Source organism: Streptomyces sp. YGL11-2, from assembly GCF_050054615.1.
Classification (GTDB): domain Bacteria; phylum Actinomycetota; class Actinomycetes; order Streptomycetales; family Streptomycetaceae; genus Streptomyces.
In genome coordinates this window covers 1-15,237 of the sequence record NZ_JBNHIN010000004.1, presented here as the reverse complement: position 1 = coordinate 15,237, position 15,237 = coordinate 1, and the positions used below count along the sequence as shown (strand labels likewise).

14 protein-coding genes, 1 rRNA gene and 2 riboswitches are annotated in these 15,237 nt (G+C 69.9%); of the genes, 3 read left to right on the top strand and 12 right to left on the bottom strand.

The annotated features are described in order from the left end of the window. Nucleotides 1-163 precede the first annotated feature (163 nt). A complete protein-coding gene (locus ACO1BR_RS06375; RefSeq protein ID WP_426794023.1) occupies nucleotides 164-748 on the top strand; it encodes a hypothetical protein in 585 nt (194 codons plus the stop codon). A gap of 325 nt (nucleotides 749-1,073) precedes the next feature. Beyond that, nucleotides 1,074-1,280 (top strand): DUF5999 family protein, encoded by a 207-nt coding sequence (locus ACO1BR_RS06370; protein WP_043263307.1) that lies wholly within the window; start codon nucleotides 1,074-1,076, stop codon nucleotides 1,278-1,280. Nucleotides 1,281-1,359: 79 nt separating this feature from the next. Here ACO1BR_RS06370 and gcvP read toward each other — a convergent pair whose 3' ends face one another. Next, nucleotides 1,360-4,245 carry an aminomethyl-transferring glycine dehydrogenase gene (gene gcvP, locus ACO1BR_RS06365; protein WP_426794022.1) on the bottom strand — a complete coding sequence of 962 codons (2,886 nt, stop codon included), beginning with the start codon at nucleotides 4,243-4,245 and terminating at the stop codon, nucleotides 1,360-1,362. A gap of 61 nt (nucleotides 4,246-4,306) precedes the next feature. Beyond that, nucleotides 4,307-4,434: riboswitch (glycine riboswitch) on the bottom strand. After that, nucleotides 4,435-4,532, bottom strand: a riboswitch (glycine riboswitch). Nucleotides 4,533-4,634: 102 nt separating this feature from the next. Between gcvP and ACO1BR_RS06360 the strand changes: the two genes are divergently transcribed. Then, nucleotides 4,635-5,030, top strand: a complete 396-nt coding sequence (locus tag ACO1BR_RS06360) for a PRC-barrel domain-containing protein (RefSeq protein ID WP_201305173.1) — start codon at nucleotides 4,635-4,637, stop codon at nucleotides 5,028-5,030. Here ACO1BR_RS06360 and ACO1BR_RS06355 read toward each other — a convergent pair. The 11 genes from ACO1BR_RS06355 to rrf all read right to left on the bottom strand — a co-directional run. Then, nucleotides 4,940-6,367 (bottom strand): DNA polymerase IV, encoded by a 1,428-nt coding sequence (locus ACO1BR_RS06355; protein WP_426794021.1) that lies wholly within the window; start codon nucleotides 6,365-6,367, stop codon nucleotides 4,940-4,942. The genes ACO1BR_RS06360 and ACO1BR_RS06355 overlap by 91 nt on opposite strands. Nucleotides 6,368-6,433: 66 nt before the next feature. Continuing rightward, entirely contained in the window at nucleotides 6,434-7,039 is a 606-nt protein-coding gene (locus ACO1BR_RS06350) for a MerR family transcriptional regulator (RefSeq protein ID WP_426794020.1), read from the bottom strand. 185 nt (nucleotides 7,040-7,224) lie between these two features. Then, the gene (locus tag ACO1BR_RS06345) at nucleotides 7,225-7,698 is read right to left on the bottom strand and encodes a bifunctional nuclease family protein (RefSeq protein WP_043263312.1); all 474 of its coding nucleotides are present in this window, start codon (nucleotides 7,696-7,698) and stop codon (nucleotides 7,225-7,227) included. 53 nt (nucleotides 7,699-7,751) lie between these two features. Next, nucleotides 7,752-8,498: a MerR family transcriptional regulator gene (locus ACO1BR_RS06340; protein WP_426794019.1), complete on the bottom strand. Its 747-nt coding sequence runs from the start codon at nucleotides 8,496-8,498 to the stop codon at nucleotides 7,752-7,754. Nucleotides 8,499-8,514: 16 nt separating this feature from the next. Next, nucleotides 8,515-9,351: an FHA domain-containing protein gene (locus ACO1BR_RS06335; protein ID WP_426794018.1), complete on the bottom strand. Its 837-nt coding sequence runs from the start codon at nucleotides 9,349-9,351 to the stop codon at nucleotides 8,515-8,517. Between the two features lie 130 nt (nucleotides 9,352-9,481). Further along, nucleotides 9,482-10,459 carry a DUF881 domain-containing protein gene (locus ACO1BR_RS06330; RefSeq protein ID WP_426794017.1) on the bottom strand — a complete coding sequence of 326 codons (978 nt, stop codon included), beginning with the start codon at nucleotides 10,457-10,459 and terminating at the stop codon, nucleotides 9,482-9,484. A gap of 5 nt (nucleotides 10,460-10,464) precedes the next feature. Continuing rightward, a complete protein-coding gene (locus ACO1BR_RS06325; protein WP_003984969.1) occupies nucleotides 10,465-10,797 on the bottom strand; it encodes a small basic family protein in 333 nt (110 codons plus the stop codon). Then, nucleotides 10,794-11,717, bottom strand: a complete 924-nt coding sequence (locus tag ACO1BR_RS06320) for a DUF881 domain-containing protein (protein ID WP_426794016.1) — start codon at nucleotides 11,715-11,717, stop codon at nucleotides 10,794-10,796. Before ACO1BR_RS06320 ends, ACO1BR_RS06325 begins: the two co-directional genes overlap by 4 nt. An 84-nt stretch (nucleotides 11,718-11,801) precedes the next feature. Further along, nucleotides 11,802-14,297 (bottom strand): mannose-1-phosphate guanyltransferase, encoded by a 2,496-nt coding sequence (locus tag ACO1BR_RS06315; protein WP_159505075.1) that lies wholly within the window; start codon nucleotides 14,295-14,297, stop codon nucleotides 11,802-11,804. Nucleotides 14,298-14,412: 115 nt separating this feature from the next. Continuing rightward, nucleotides 14,413-15,021, bottom strand: a complete 609-nt coding sequence (locus ACO1BR_RS06310; RefSeq protein WP_159505074.1) for a CDP-alcohol phosphatidyltransferase family protein — start codon at nucleotides 15,019-15,021, stop codon at nucleotides 14,413-14,415. Between the two features lie 145 nt (nucleotides 15,022-15,166). Further along, nucleotides 15,167-15,237 (bottom strand): 5S ribosomal RNA (gene rrf, locus ACO1BR_RS06305); the annotation flags it as partial.

Below are 15,237 nucleotides of genomic sequence, written 5' to 3'. Positions count from 1 at the left end.
AGAGATTTGGCGCCAGCGTGGCGGTGTTCCCACCGGTACTCCGGCACCGCGGCCGGCCGTGCCGGTCCGCAGCCGCGGTCAGCCCTGCTCTGACCCCGCCCGCAGACAGCGACGTCCGCACTTCCCCGCTCCACCGTGTCTCCGAAGCGAGAGGCGACCCGCCATGCCGCTGCACATCCCGCCTGCCCCTGCGCCCGCCCTGCGCAGCATCCTCACCGCCCTCAGCTCCCCCACCGCCATCCGCGAGGCCCCCACCCCCGCGCTGCGCGCCCATCAGGGACCGCTGAGCCCCGACCACCCGTTGCCCGTGCACGTCTGGGACGACATCAGCCAGGCAGGCCCGCCGCGCACCCGCCTCGCCGGCTGGCGCTTCCTGGTCCGCGGCGGGGAGCGCGCCCTGGCGACCGCCGAGGCCCGGCTCACCGCGGACGGCTGGACCTTCTCGCGCTTCTGCGACGGCCCCTATGTCGTCGCGACCGAACGGGCCCTGCAGCAGTCGGAGTCGCTCGCCGCGCCGTACCAGCCGCGGCTGCTGTCCGTCCCGGAGCTGTACATGCTCACCCTGTGGCTGCACCACGACACCACCGCGGACGGCGCCGACGGCATGCCCGCCCCCGGCGACCTCCTGGTGCCGCTGGCCCCCGCCCCGCCGGGGATCGCCCCGCACCTCCCGCAGCGCCTGGCCGACCTGCTCCCCCGCCTCGCCCGCCGCCTCGCCCCCACCCCGCTGCTCCGCGAGCCGGCCTGACCGCCGCACCCCCCTCGTACGCCCGCGTACACCCGCACCGCCGCCCTGCGCCCCGTGGCCCTTCCCTGCCGCGGGGCGCACCGCGCTGCCCACCCGCGCGGGCCCGCCCGCCGATACCACTCCCAACCCCCTGGGAGTCGCGCTCATTTGGGAGCAACCGCCCGCACGGGTGATGCGTCAGTATCGAGTGTGTACCGCTGCTGCGAAATCCCTGCGGAAACACCTCCGTAGGGCAAGACTGGGACCGACAGGAAACGGGGGAGCGGCCATGACCACCTCATCCAGCCGCACGACGTTCACCACACCGCAGCGAAAGACAATTCCCATGTGCCAGCATCAACCGCCATGCCCGTCAGCGGAATCCACCGACCGGGAGGCCGCCCAACTGGTGGCGCACCATCCCGAGCAGGGCTGGAGCCTGCTCTGCAACGGCGTCCTGCTCTTCGAGGACACCGGTGAGCTGCTGCCGGACGGCCAGGTCATCGCCCCGCACCGGCCGCTCGGCTCCGCCCGGGTCACCGCCGCCGCCTGATCCGCGGCCACCCGACACGTACCACGCACGTACAACAGGGCCCCCGGCATCGCGCCGAGGGCCCTTGATGTTGCCTGGATCAGCCGTCGTACTCGTCCAGCGGGGGGCAGGAGCAGACGAGGTTGCGGTCCCCGAAGGCACCGTCGATCCGGCGCACCGGCGGCCAGTACTTGTCCGCGGCGTCCACCCCGGCCGGGAAGACGGCTTCCTCGCGGCGGTAGGCGTGGCTCCACTCGCCGGTCAGCGCGCCCGCGGTGTGCGGGGCGTTGCACAGCGGGTTGTCGTCCTTGTCCCACTCCCCCGAGCCGACCTTGTCGATCTCCGCGCGGATGGCGATCATCGCGTCGCAGAAGCGGTCCAGCTCGCCCAGGTCCTCGCTCTCGGTCGGCTCGATCATCAGCGTGCCGGCCACCGGGAAGGACATCGTCGGGGCGTGGAAGCCGTAGTCGATGAGCCGCTTGGCGACATCGTCGATGCTCACGCCGGTCGCCTTGGTCAGCGGCCGGACGTCGATGATGCACTCGTGCGCGACCAGCCCGCCGGGGCCGGTGTAGAGCACGGGGTAGTGCGGTTCCAGGCGCTTGGCGACGTAGTTGGCGCTGAGGACCGCGACCTGGGTGGCGCGCTTGAGGCCCTCGCCGCCCATCAGCCGGACGTACGCCCAGGAGATCGGCAGGATGCCGGCCGAGCCCCAGGGGGCGGCGGAGATCGGCCCGACACCGGTCTCCGGGCCCGCGGTGGGCTGCAGCGGGTGGTTGGGCAGGTACGGCGCCAGGTGGGCGCGGACGCCGACCGGGCCGACGCCGGGGCCACCGCCGCCGTGCGGGATGCAGAACGTCTTGTGCAGGTTGAGGTGCGAGACGTCGCCGCCGAACTTCCCCGGCTCGGCGAGGCCGACCAGGGCGTTGAGGTTGGCACCGTCCACGTAGACCTGACCGCCGACCTCGTGCACCGCCGCGCAGATCTGGGTGATGTGCTCCTCGAACACGCCGTGGGTGGACGGGTAGGTGACCATCAGGACGGCCAGCTCGTCGCGGTGCTTCTCGATCTTGGCGTGCAGGTCGTCGCTGTCGACCTCGCCGTCGTCGCCGGTCTTGACGACGACGACCTTCATGCCGGCCATCACGGCGCTGGCGGCGTTGGTGCCGTGCGCCGAGGACGGGATCAGGCAGACGGTGCGCTGCTCGTCGCCGTTGGCACGGTGGTAGGCGCGGACGGCCAGCAGCCCGGCGAGTTCGCCCTGTGAGCCGGCGTTGGGCTGGATGGACACCTTGTCGTAGCCGGTGACCGTGGCCAGCCGCTCCTCCAGCTCCTGGATGAGCGTGAGGTAGCCCTGCGCCTGGTCGGCCGGCGCGAAGGGGTGCAGCTGCCCGAACTCGGGCCAGGTGACCGGCTCCATCTCGGTCGTGGCGTTCAGCTTCATCGTGCAGGAGCCGAGCGGGATCATGCCGCGGTCCAGCGCGTAGTCCTTGCCGGCCAGCGTCCGCAGGTAGCGCAGCATGGCGGTTTCGGAGCGGTGCTGGTGGAAGACGGGGTGGCCGAGGTAGTCGTCGGTGCGCAGCAGTGGCTCCGGCAGCGTCTCGGTAACCGTGGCGTCCAGCCGCTCGATGTCGCCCTGCACCCCGAAGGCGCCCCAGACGCCGGTCAGCTGGGCGCGCCCGGTGGTCTCGTCGCAGGCGATCCCGACCAGGTCCGCGTCGACCTGGCGGAGGTTGACCCCCGCCTCGCGGGCCGCGGCGACGACCTCGGCGGCCCGGCCGGGAACCCGCGCGGTCAGCGTGTCGAAGTACGCGTCGTGGACCAGCTCCACCCCGCCGGCCCGCAGGCCCTCGGCCAGGATGGCCGCGTAGCGGTGGGTGCGCCAGGCGATCGCCCGCAGCCCGTCGGGCCCGTGGTAGACCGCGTACATCCCCGCCATGACGGCGAGCAGCACCTGGGCGGTGCAAATGTTGCTGGTGGCCTTCTCCCGGCGGATGTGCTGCTCACGGGTCTGCAGCGCCAGCCGGTACGCCTTGTTGCCGTCCGCGTCGACGGACACCCCGACCAGCCGGCCGGGCAGGCTGCGGGCGAACTGCTCGCGTACGGCCATGAAGCCGGCGTGCGGGCCGCCGAAGCCCATCGGGACGCCGAAGCGCTGGCTGGTACCGACCGCGATGTCCGCGCCCAGCTCACCCGGCGAGGCCAGCAGGGTCAGGGCCAGCAGGTCGGCGGCGACGGTGACGACCGCCCCCAGCTCGTGAGCCTGCGCGATCACGGCCCGCGGGTCGCGCACCGCGCCGGACGCGCCCGGGTACTGCAGGAGCACGCCGAAGACCCCGCGCTCGGCGATCTCCGCCGGAATGCCGCCGGACAGGTCCGCCACGACGACCTCGACACCGGTCGGCTCGGCACGGGTCCGGATGACGGCGACGGTCTGCGGCAGGCAGTCGGCGTCGATCAGGTAGACGCCCTGCTTGACCTTGCCGACCCGGCGGGAGAGGGCCATCGCCTCGGCGGCAGCGGTGCCCTCGTCCAGGAGGGAGGCACCGGAGGTGGGCAGCCCGGTCAGCTCGGCGACCATCGTCTGGAAGTTCAGCAGCGCCTCCAGCCGGCCCTGCGAGATCTCCGGCTGGTAGGGCGTGTACGCCGTGTACCAGGACGGGTTCTCCATCACGTTGCGCAGGATCACCGGCGGGGTGAACGTGCCGTAGTAGCCGAGTCCGATCATGGACGACAGGACCTGGTTGCGGTCGGCCAGACCGCGCAGCTCCTCCAGGACCTCGGCCTCGGTACGGGCGTGCGGCAGGCCCAGCGCCTCCGCGCTCTTGATCACGTCCGGGACGGCGGCGGCGGTCAGCTCGTCCAGCGAACCGAAGCCGACCTGCGCGAGCATTTTGGCCTGCGCCTCGTCATCGGGTCCGATGTGCCGACGCTCGAAGGGGGTGCCGCGCTCCAGCTCGGTCAAGGAGATGCGATTGGTGGTCATCTGCGGGGGCCTCCTGGTCAATGCGACCTACGAGGGGCACCACGGCGCTGGTGCCCGGACGGCCTCCCCCTCTGTCATCTCAACCTGAGAGCTTCACCGGTTCGCGGGATGCGGCCCGGTTTTCACCGTCGGTGAGGAGGGGTTCCGGCATGGTGGCTGACCGTGACCCGCCCTGCTTTCCAGAGTGACCTCGCCCACGCGGTACGTGTGCCTGAGAGATTCCGGGGAGGATTTGCTCCTTCGGCGCCCTGGTCGCGAACGACAAAGGACTCTCCCGCATGGGTTCTGCGGCCAATCGCCAGCCTACCAGCGCACTGCTGGAACGATCCTTCGAGTGGCCGAGGCATGAAATGTGCCGTTTCGTAGTTGTCACAAGGCAGTTGCGACCAATTGGAGGGACCGTGCAAGCCGATATCGATCCCCGGAGCCTCATCGGCCGCAAAGCGTTCGACCGGAACGGCGCGAAGATAGGCACCATCGACGAGGTGTACCTCGACGATGCGACGGGTGAACCGGAGTGGGCGGCGGTGCGCACCGGCCTCTTCAGCCGCGATGCGTTCGTCCCCCTGGAACCCAGCGAAATGGTCGGCGACAGCCTGCGCATTCCCTATGACCGCAAGCTCATCAAGGATGCCCCGGACTTCGGCGTCGGCCGGCATCTCTCCCCCGAGCAGGAACTCCAGCTCTACCACCACTACCGCCTCGATATCTCCTCCCCGGTCTCGGACTCGCTGTCCTCGGCCGGCGACTCGGACTTCGGGCGGATCGCCGGCGCCGACGACTGATCCGGGCCGCCCGGCAGCGGCAGCGGCTCCCCCGGCCGCAGCGCCGGATCGTCGACGGCGAAGGTCCGCACCCGCCCGGGTGCGGACCCCGGCGTCTCGAACCGTACGGTCACCCGCCCCACCCCGCTGCCCTGCACCCAGCCGGCGCCGAACTCCTCGTGGACCACGTCCAGCCCCGGGTGCCACCGCCGCGGCAGCTCCTCCCCCGGCTCCGGCGCCGCCTCCGGCTCGGCGGGCCCGGCATGCTCCTCCGCCTCCCGCTCCGTGGCGATCTGGGCGAAGAGGTCCTCCTGCGTGAAGTCCGCCAGCCCGCTCACCCCCACGCCCAGCAGGCGCACCCCACCGGTGGTGTCCACCGTCTCCAGCAGCCGCACGGCCGCCTCCCGCACGACCGCGGGGTCGTCGGTGGGCCCGCGCAGCGTCTCGGACCGGGTGAGCGTCGAGAAGTCGTAGTTCCGCACCTTGATCACCACCGTGCGCCCGGACCGCCCGGCGGCCCGCAGCCGCTCCACGCACCGGTCGGCCAGCCGCAGCACCTCGTTCCGCACCCGCGTCCGGTCCGTCAGGTCGACCTCGAAGGTGTCCTCGACCGACACCGACTTCGCGTCCCGCTCGGCCACCACCGGCCGGTCGTCCTGCCCCAGCGACATCGCGTAGAGCCCCGTGCCGTGCGCCCTGCCCAGCAGCCGCACCAGCTCCGCCTCACCGGCCTCCGCGGTCTCCGCGACCGTGTGGATACCGCCCCGGCGCAGTGCCTCGGCCGTGGCCGGCCCGACCCCCGGCAGCGCCCGCACCGGCATCGGCCCCAGCAGCTCCCGCTCCGTGCCGGGCTCGATCACCACCAGGCCGTCCGGCTTCGCCTGCTCGGACGCGATCTTGGCGAGCATCTTGGCGCCCGCCAGCCCCACCGACCCCGTCAGCCCCGTGGCCGTCCGGATGTCCCGCCGCAGCTGCGCCCCCACCGCCCGTACCGCGGCCGTCTCCGGCGCGACCCCACCCGCCTCCAGGTCCACGAAAGCCTCGTCCAGGCTCAGCGGCTCCACCAGTGGCGACAACGCCCGCAGCAGCTCCATGACCGTTTCACTCACCTGGCGGTACAGGGTGAATCGCGGGCTGAGATAGGCGGCGTTGGGGCACAGCCGGCGTGCCTGCGCCGTCGGCATCGCCGAGCGCACCCCGAAGACCCGGGCCTCGTACGACGCCGTAGCCACCACGCCGCGCGGCCCGATCCCACCGACGACCACGGGCTTTCCCCGCAGGCTCGGCTTGGCCGCCTGCTCGGCGGAGGCATAGAACGCATCCATGTCCAGATGCAGGATCGTCGGCGCACGTCTCACACCACCGATGCTGCCGCACACCACTGACAATCGGCCCGACCCGGGCCCGGAACCCCGTACGCGCCGTCAGCCGGCCCGGTTGCGCCGCCGCGCCAGCTCGTCATGCGGGTTCTTCCCGACCAGCGTCTCGCCGGTGTCCACACGCTCTCCGTGGAGCTGTGACAGCGCGCCCTCCACGTCCCGCCACACCACGCCGACCGCGATGCCGAAGACCCCCTGGCCCCCCTGGAGCAGGTCGACGACCTGGTCGGGCGAGGTGCACTCATAGACCGTCGCGCCATCGCTCATCAGCGTCATCCGCGTCAGGTCCGCCAGCCCCCGCGAGCGCAGGTGCTGCACCGCGGTGCGGATGTTCTGGAGCGAGACCCCGGTGTCCAGCAGCCGCTTGACGATCTTCAGGACGACGACGTCCCGGAAGCTGTAGAGCCGCTGCGTGCCGGACCCGTACGCGGGCCGGATGCTGGGCTCCACCAGACCCGTCCGCGCCCAGTAGTCGAGCTGCCGATACGTGATGCCCGCTGCCGCACATGCGGTCGGTCCGCGGTAGCCGATGTTCTCCGCCTCGCGGTCCCCCGACATCGCGGCGGCCTGTACGGGACCGCGGTTCGCTGCCGCGCCCGAGTGGAGCGGCAACGCCCCTTCCGCCGCCGTACCGTCGCCGGTGATTGCCACGCCGCCCTCCGTCCTCCACGTCCCGGACGGGACCTGCCCTATCGACGGTATGCAGTCACCCGGGGTGCGTCAACGATCGCCGCGCTCGCCACGCCGAGTGATAATCACCCTACGAGTGGTTTCTCGTGACTTGCCACGGGGAAGGGATTGCAGGTTGGCCGGAAACAGACGTTCGACTGGCCGAGTCACTGGTTGCTGGTGCCGAAGTCCTCGGGCGAGATCTGGTCGAGGAACTCGCGGAACTTCTCCACCTCGTCCTCCTGCTCGTCCGGAATCGCGATCCCCGCGTCGTCGAGCACACCGTCGGTACCGAAGATCGGCGTTCCCGTGCGCAGCGCCAGCGCTATGGCGTCGGACGGCCGGGCACTGACCTCGACGCCGCTGGCGAAGACCAGCTCGGCGTAGAAGACCCCTTCGCGCAGATCCGTGATGCGGACCTGCGTCAGCTCCTGGCCCACCGCTTCGAGCACGTCCTTGAAAAGGTCGTGCGTCAGCGGCCGGGCAGGGACCATGCCCTGCTGGGCGAAGGCGATGGCGGTGGCTTCCCCTGGCCCGATCCAAATGGGCAAGTAACGGTCGCCTCCCACCTCCCGCAGGAGCACGATCGGTTGGCTGGAAGGCATTTCCACCCGGACACCCACGACGTCGAGCTCGTTCACACAGTAACCCTAGGACGTGCCCGGCAGGTTTGGGTAGTCGGGCAGTCGTTTGCTCACGGCAGACGGACCCGCAGAGCGCTCTGCACCAGCGCCGCGTGAAGCCGTACGGACAGCGTGGCCAGCTCTCTGACGGTGGCCTCGGCATGCGCCCGGGTCTGAGGGTTGCGGTGCCGCCGAAGGGGTGCAACGACCTGCTCGACCAGACCGGCCTCGCGCTCGGCCGCCGCCTTCACGGCACGCAGATGCCGCGGCTCCAGACCGAAGCGGCCCAGCTCCGCGACAAGTTTGGCGACGGCGACGGTCTCGATGTCGTATCCGCCGTCGTCATGGGCGACGATGAGTCCGTACGACTCCCAGTCGGCGAGCGCCGCCTCGTCCACGTCAGCGGCGGTCAGCAGCTCCGCCCGGCCGATCCGGGCCGCCGGCGGGACCTCCTCGTCCGGGTCGGACACGCCCTCGACCAGGTCCCGGGACGGCGCCGGAGCCGGGAGCGGCACCTGCTCCCCGCGCTCCAGGGCATCCAGATGCTCCCGGATGACCTTGAGCGGCAGATAGTGGTCCCGCTGCATGCGGAGCACGCTCGCCAGGCGCTCGACGTCGGCCGCGGTGAATTTGCGGTACCCGGAAGGCGTGCGCTTCGGCTCGACGAGCCCCTCGGCCTCCAAGAAGCGGATCTTGGAGATCGTGACCTCGGGGAACTCCTCGCGCAGCGCGTTGAGCACCGTGCCGATGCTCATCGGCTTGCGGTCCGAGGAGGCGGTGCCGGCGGAACCGGCACCGCCTGCCGGTGTATGGCGCATATGCCTTCCCTGGCGGTCAGATACCGACGCCCCGCTGGCTCGCGTAGAAGACCAGGCGGTACTTGCCGATCTGCACCTCGTCGCCGTTGGCGAGGACGACCGAGTCGATCCGCTCGCGGTTGACGTAGGTGCCGTTCAGGCTGCCGACGTCGGTGACCGTGAAGCGGCCGTCCGGGCCGCGGCGGAACTCCACGTGGCTACGGGAGACCGTCACGTCGTCGAGGAAGATGTCGCCCTGCGGATGCCGGCCCGCCGTCGTCAGCTCGCCGTCCAGCAGGAAGCGGCTGCCGGAGTTCGGCCCCCGGCGGACGACCAGCAGCGCCGAACCCAGCGGAAGGGCATCGACGGCCGCCTGCGCCTCAGGGGACAGCGACGGCGACAGATTCTGCCCCGTCGCCTCCGCGTCGTACGCCTCGATCCCCGAGATGGAGATCGTCGAGGTCGTCTCGGACGCGCGCTCGGGCTGTGCGCCCGGACGCAGCGGCGCACCGCAGTTGGAGCAGAACCGGCTCGCCTCGGCGTTCCGGTGCCCACACCTTGTACAAACCGGCAAGGCCAACCCTCCACCCGTGCGTGAGGTTGATGGTTCCTGGGAACCTATGCGGCCGGACCCGGAGGGGTCAACAGAACCCGCGCCGTGCCCCCCGGACGGACCGCCGACCTCATCACGGAAGAGCGGACGGTCCTCGGCCGCGCCGCTCTCCTCGGGCTGGCGCGTCGCGCGATGCCGCGCGGAGCCGCTGCCACCCTCCTGGCGGGCGCTCTTGCCGAACAGCTTTGCAAACAACTTCACGGGCGATTCCCCTTGTACGAAACAGACCCGCCCGTGGGGCAGGACGAACCCTCGATGCACACACCGGCCGATCCGGACATCCTGTGAACGTCCGTGGCCTTCAGACAGTTTCCCTCACACACCACACGCACGGTGCGTCGACCCCCCGCTACGTCATGCCCTCCCCGGGCCATCACCATACGTAGATGCCTCACTGCGATGACGACCGAGCGTAGTCAGGCCGCTTCGCCTCCCGCAAGGCGTCCACAATGATCTTCTCCTCACGGGTCACAGACACCTTGGCCTGCTCCTTTTCCAGTGTCTGGACCACCCCGCCAGGGATGTTCAGCGCCGGCTGCAGGTCCTCCGGCTTCCCGATGACCTTGAATCGGTACGGCTGTGTGACGCGCTTTCCGTCGACCTCCACCCCGCCCCGGAGGTCCGAGAAGTAGGTGTTCGCCACGACCCGTACACCATTGACCTGGATGGCCTCGGCTCCGGCTGCCCGCAGCTCCTGGATGGTGTCGAGCAGCTTGTCCGCCTCCACGGAGTGGTGCGGGTCGTCGATGGTCAGGTTGATGCCGGGACCCTGCGTCGCGACGGTCCCAGCCAGCACGCCCAGCTGCGCTTCCTTCTCCACGGTCTGCTTACGGGCCTCCTCGGCCTGGTCCGAACTGTTCTCCAGTTCGGTCTTCTGCCCTTCCAGGCGCCGCTGCTCATCCGTCAACCGTTGGGAGCGGTTGTCCAGTTCGTCCAGGATGCGCACCAAATCCTCTTGGCGCGCGCCCCGCAGCGCACTGCTGTCACTCGTGGAACGTACCTGAATCGCGAGGCCGAGACCGAGAATGAACAGGAGCAACGCAACGATCAGTTGAGCCCGCGTCAGCCGCGGCGGCCACAGACCGGCCACGAGACGCTGCCGGCCGGTCAGCGGCTCCGACGGATTCCCGTCGTCCGCCGAGGCGCCAGAGGCGGCCCCATTTGCCGGTTTGGCACCACTCTGCCTCACCTCGTCCGATTCGCCGTCGGAGCCCCGGTGTTCGGCCCCCGCACCCGCCTCCCCCGTGGGCGTGCGGGGGCTCTCCGGCGGCATCGGGCGCCGGTCGGCGGGACCGCGCTCCGGACCGGCCTCGCGCTCGGGATGCGGCTCGGACTTCTTCTCCGGCTCCGGCGTCTCCTCCGTACCCATCCGCCTCACGCCCTGAAGACGTGCCGGCGGATCGCGGCGGCGTTGGAGAAGATCCGGATACCCAGCACGACAACGACACCGGTGGAGAGTTGGGCACCGACACCCAGCTTGTCGCCGAGGAAGACGATCAGCGCCGCGACCACCACGTTGGACAGGAAGGAGACGACGAAGACCTTGTCGTCGAAGATGCCGTCCAGCATCGCGCGCAGACCGCCGAACACGGCGTCCAGCGCTGCCACGACGGCGATCGGCAAGTAGGGCTCGACCACCGTCGGCACCACAGGTCGAACCACGAGTCCGACCACGACTCCCACGATGAGGCCCAGTACGGCGATCACGATGTGCCCTTCCCTGTGTCGGCGCCGTCCGCCTTCGCGGCACCGGCCTGCGGCTTAGCTGTACGTACGGTCAAACTGGGCGCGGGCGGCAGCGTGACCTGGCTCTCGGCGGAAATCTTGGTGCGTACGCCGTAGTTCTCCTGCAGCACATGCAGATACTGGCCGTCGGCACTGTCCTGGAACGCGGTGCTGAGCCGCTGCCCGTCCCCCACCGCCAGCACCGTATACGGCGGCACCAGTGGCTTGTTGTCGACCAGTATGGCGTCTCCCGCGGCCCTGATCGCCGAGAGTGACGTAAGCCGCTGCCCATTGACAGCTATGGCCTCCGCGCCCGACTGCCAGAGCCCGTTGACGACCCGCTGCAGATCACGGTCCCGCACCCGCCCGGTGTCCGAGAAGTCGCTGCTCTCCCGCGGCCCGCCGGCACTGCTCTCCGCGCCCTTGGCATCGTCCACGACGAGCTTCACCCCGGGCCCGGTGACCTGCGTCGAACCGGCCAGCAGCGCCAGCAGTTCGGCCTTGTCACCACCGTGCTTCTTCAGCGCCTCACGCTGCATCCGGTCGACGGCGTCCCGCGTCGCGTCGACCCGCTGCTGCTGTGTGTCGGCCTCGGCGGTGCCCTTCTGGATGCGGTGGATCAGCTCCTCGCGCTCCTTGGCGAGCGTCGGCGCCGACACCCGCGCCTGCGCTGCCCCCACCGTCACCACCAGCGCCGCCAGCACCAGCCCGGCGGCCAGGCCCAACTTCGCCCGCAGCGTGCGCGGCAGACCGCGCACGCCCGCCTCGGACCTGCGCGCGGCGGCCTCCGCGTATCCGTCGTCGAGGCTGTGATCCATCACGTTGGTCAGCAGCGACATGGACGCATCGGGACGCGCGGCCGGTCTCCGGGTGTTGCTCCGATCGGGGCGCTGCTGCGACATGCCGCACATCGTCGCATGTCGGCGGCGCGGTCTCCCAATGGCCCCACCGGCGTGCCGGAGCAACGGCACGCCGGTGGGATCGGGTCAGCGACCCGCGCTGTCCACCACGGCCGACCACTCGTCCAGCAACTGCTGCGCCGAGGCGTCGTCCGGTCCTTCCGCCCACAGATGCGTGACCGCCTCGGCCGGGTCGGGCAACACCAGCACCCACCGCCCGTCGGCCTCCACGACCCGCACGCCGTCGGTGGTGTCCACGTCCCGGTCGCCCGCCGCCTCCACGACATGCCGCATGACCAGCCCCTTGACCGCCCACGGCGTCGCCAGATCACGGCGCTGGACGTGCGCCCGCGGGATCCGCGCGTCGATCTGGCTGAGCGTGAGCTGCGTACGGGCCACCAGGCCGATCAGCCGGACGAACGCCGCCGCGCCGTCGAAGACGCTGCTGAACTCCGGGATGAGGAAGCCGCCGAGACCGTCCCCACCGAAGATCGTGCCGTCCATCCGCCCGACCCGCGTGAGGTCGTCCGGTGACGTCGTCGTCCACTCCACCTGGGTCCCGTGGTACGCCGCCACCTGCTCGGCGATCCGGGTCGTGGTCACCGGCAGCGCCACCCGCCCGCTGCGCCGCTCCGCGGCGACCAGGTCCAGCATCACCAGCAGCGCACGGTCGTCCTCGATGATCCGTCCGCGTTCGTCCACCAGGGACAACCGCTCGCCCACCGGATCGAAGCGCACCCCGAACGCGGCCCGCGCCGAGGCCACGATCTCGCCGAGCCGGACGAGCCCGGAGCGCCGGGCGTCGGCGGTCTCCGTCGGCCGGGACTCGTCAAGACCGGGATTGATGGTCAGCGAGTCGACGCCGAGGCGGCCCAGCAGGCTGGGCAGCACCAGTCCGGCACTGCCGTTCGACGCATCGACGACGACCTTCAGCCCGGAGTCGCTGATGCCCGTGGTGTCCACGGCCCGCAGCATGGCTCCCGTATAGGAGTCGAAGACGCTGGCCGGGAAGTGCAGATCGCCGATCTCCCCGGGGAACGCCCGCCGGTACTCCTGGCGCGCATAGACCCGGTCGAGCTTGCGCTGCCCGGCCTGCGAGAGATCCGCGCCCCGCTCGTCGAAGAACATGATGTCGACGGAGTCCGGCACACCGGGCGTGGTGCGGACCATGATGCCGCCGGCGCTGCCCCGCGCGGTCTGCTGCCGGGCGACGGGCAGCGGGACGTTCTCCAGGTCGCGTACCTCGATGGCGCTCGCCTGCAGCGCGGAGATCACCGCACGCTTCAGGGCCCGCGCACCGCGGGAGTGGTCCCGGGCGGTGGTGACCGTGGAGCCCTTCTTGAGCGTCGTGGCGTACGCCCCCGCGAGCCGCACGGCGAGCTCCGGGGTGATCTCGACGTTGATGATGCCGGACACCCCGCGCGCCCCGAACAGATGCGCCTGTCCCCGGGATTCCCAGATCACCGAGGTGTTGACGAACGCACCGGCCTCGATGGTCTTGAACGGATAGACCCGCACATTGCCCTGGACGATGGACTCTTCACCGATCAGGCATTCATCGCCGATGACCGCGCCGTCCTCGATCCGCGCGGCCCGCATGATGTCGGTGTTCTTCCCGATCACACAGCCGCGCAGATTGCTGTGCTGACCGACGTAGACGTTGTCGTGCACCACCGCCCGATGGAGGAACGCACCGCTCTTGACCACGACGTTGGACCCGACGACGGTGTGCTCGCGGATCTCCACGTCCGCTTCGACCTTGGCGTAATCGCCGATGTACAATGGCCCGCGCAGTACCGCGTCCGGATGCACCTCGGCGCCTTCTGCCACCCACACTCCCGGCGAGATCTCGAAGCCGTCGATCTCCACATCGACCTTGCCTTCGAGTACGTCGGCCTGCGCCTTCACATAGCTCTCATGTGTGCCGACGTCCTCCCAGTAGCCCTCGGCGACATAGCCGTAGATCGGCTTGCCTTCCTTCATCAGCTGCGGGAAGACATCCCCGGACCAGTCCACCGGAACATCGGGCTCAAAATAGTCGAAGACCTCCGGCTCCATGACGTAGATGCCGGTGTTGACGGTGTCCGAGAAGACCTGGCCCCAGGTCGGCTTTTCCAGGAATCGCTCGACCCGGCCGGCCTCGTCCACGATGGTGATGCCGAATTCCAGCGGGTTGGGGACCCTCGTGAGGCAGACGGTGACGAGGGCACCCTTTTCCTTGTGGAACCGAATGAGGTCGGTCAGATCGAAGTCGGTCAGCGCGTCACCGGAGATGACGAGGAAGGCGTCGTCTTTGAGCGCTTCCTCTGCGTTCTTCACGCTGCCGGCCGTGCCGAGTGGCTTCTCCTCATTGGCATAGGTGAGCTCCATACCGAGCTCTTCCCCGTCCCCGAAATAGTTGCGAACGAGCGAGGCCAGGAATTGCACGGTCACGACCGTCTCACTGAGACCGTGCCTCTTCAGCAACCGCAGTACGTGTTCCATGATCGGCCTGTTGACCACGGGAAGCAGCGGCTTGGGCATGCTGGACGTCATGGGGCGAAGGCGTGTGCCTTCACCACCGGCCATCACAACGGCCTTCATGTCGGAAGCGTCCTCCTCTAAGAGACGACGGTTCTTGCCGACTTCACTTGTCCGGTTCGCCCACTGTTTTCCGCACGGGCCCTGGACCTCGGCACGTTCTGCCGGTTAGGCGAGCTCAGTCGGCTGTGGCGTCCGCCCTGATGATCCGGCGGACCTGGACCACGTAGAGGATCCCTGCCCACCAGTACAGCGCCGTACCCCACCCTGCGAACGCCCATCCGAAAATAGCAGCGAGTGTGTGAAGCCAGCCACTTCCATCGCTCAGTAGCAGCAACGGGAAGGCGTACATCAAGTTGAACGTAGCCGCTTTGCCCAGGAAGTTCACCTGGGGAGGCCCATAGCCGTGGCGACCGAGGAATCCGACCGCGATCAGCAGCATCAGTTCCCGGGCCAGCAGCGCCGCGGTGAGCCAGACCGGCAGGATCTCACGCCACGTCAGACCGACGAGGGTGGAGAGGATGTAGAGACGGTCGGCGGCCGGGTCGAGGATCCGCCCCAGGCTGCTGATCTGGTTCCAGCGCCGGGCGAGCTTGCCGTCCAGGTAGTCGCTGACACCGCTCAGCGCAAGGACCAGCAGCGCCCAGCCGTCAGCCTTCGGACCACCGAATTCCGGCCAGAGGATCAACCACAGGAACACGGGCACGCCGACCAGGCGCGCCATGCTCAGAATATTCGGGATGGTGAGGACACGATCTGTCTGGACCCGCGTCTCCTGGACCTCCACGCGGAAGCCTCCTGTGGGAAATGTGCCAATGATGCCCCCGACTTTACCTGCCCGGCCGGCCCCGCCGCGCCCCGGGTCCCGGGTGCTGGAACGCAAAAAAGCCCCGCCGGGAACCGAAGTTCCCGACGAGGCTTTTTCAAAGATTGTTCGGCGGCGTCCTACTCTCCCACAGGGTCCCCCCTGCAGTACCATCGGCGCTGAAAGGCTTAGCTTCCG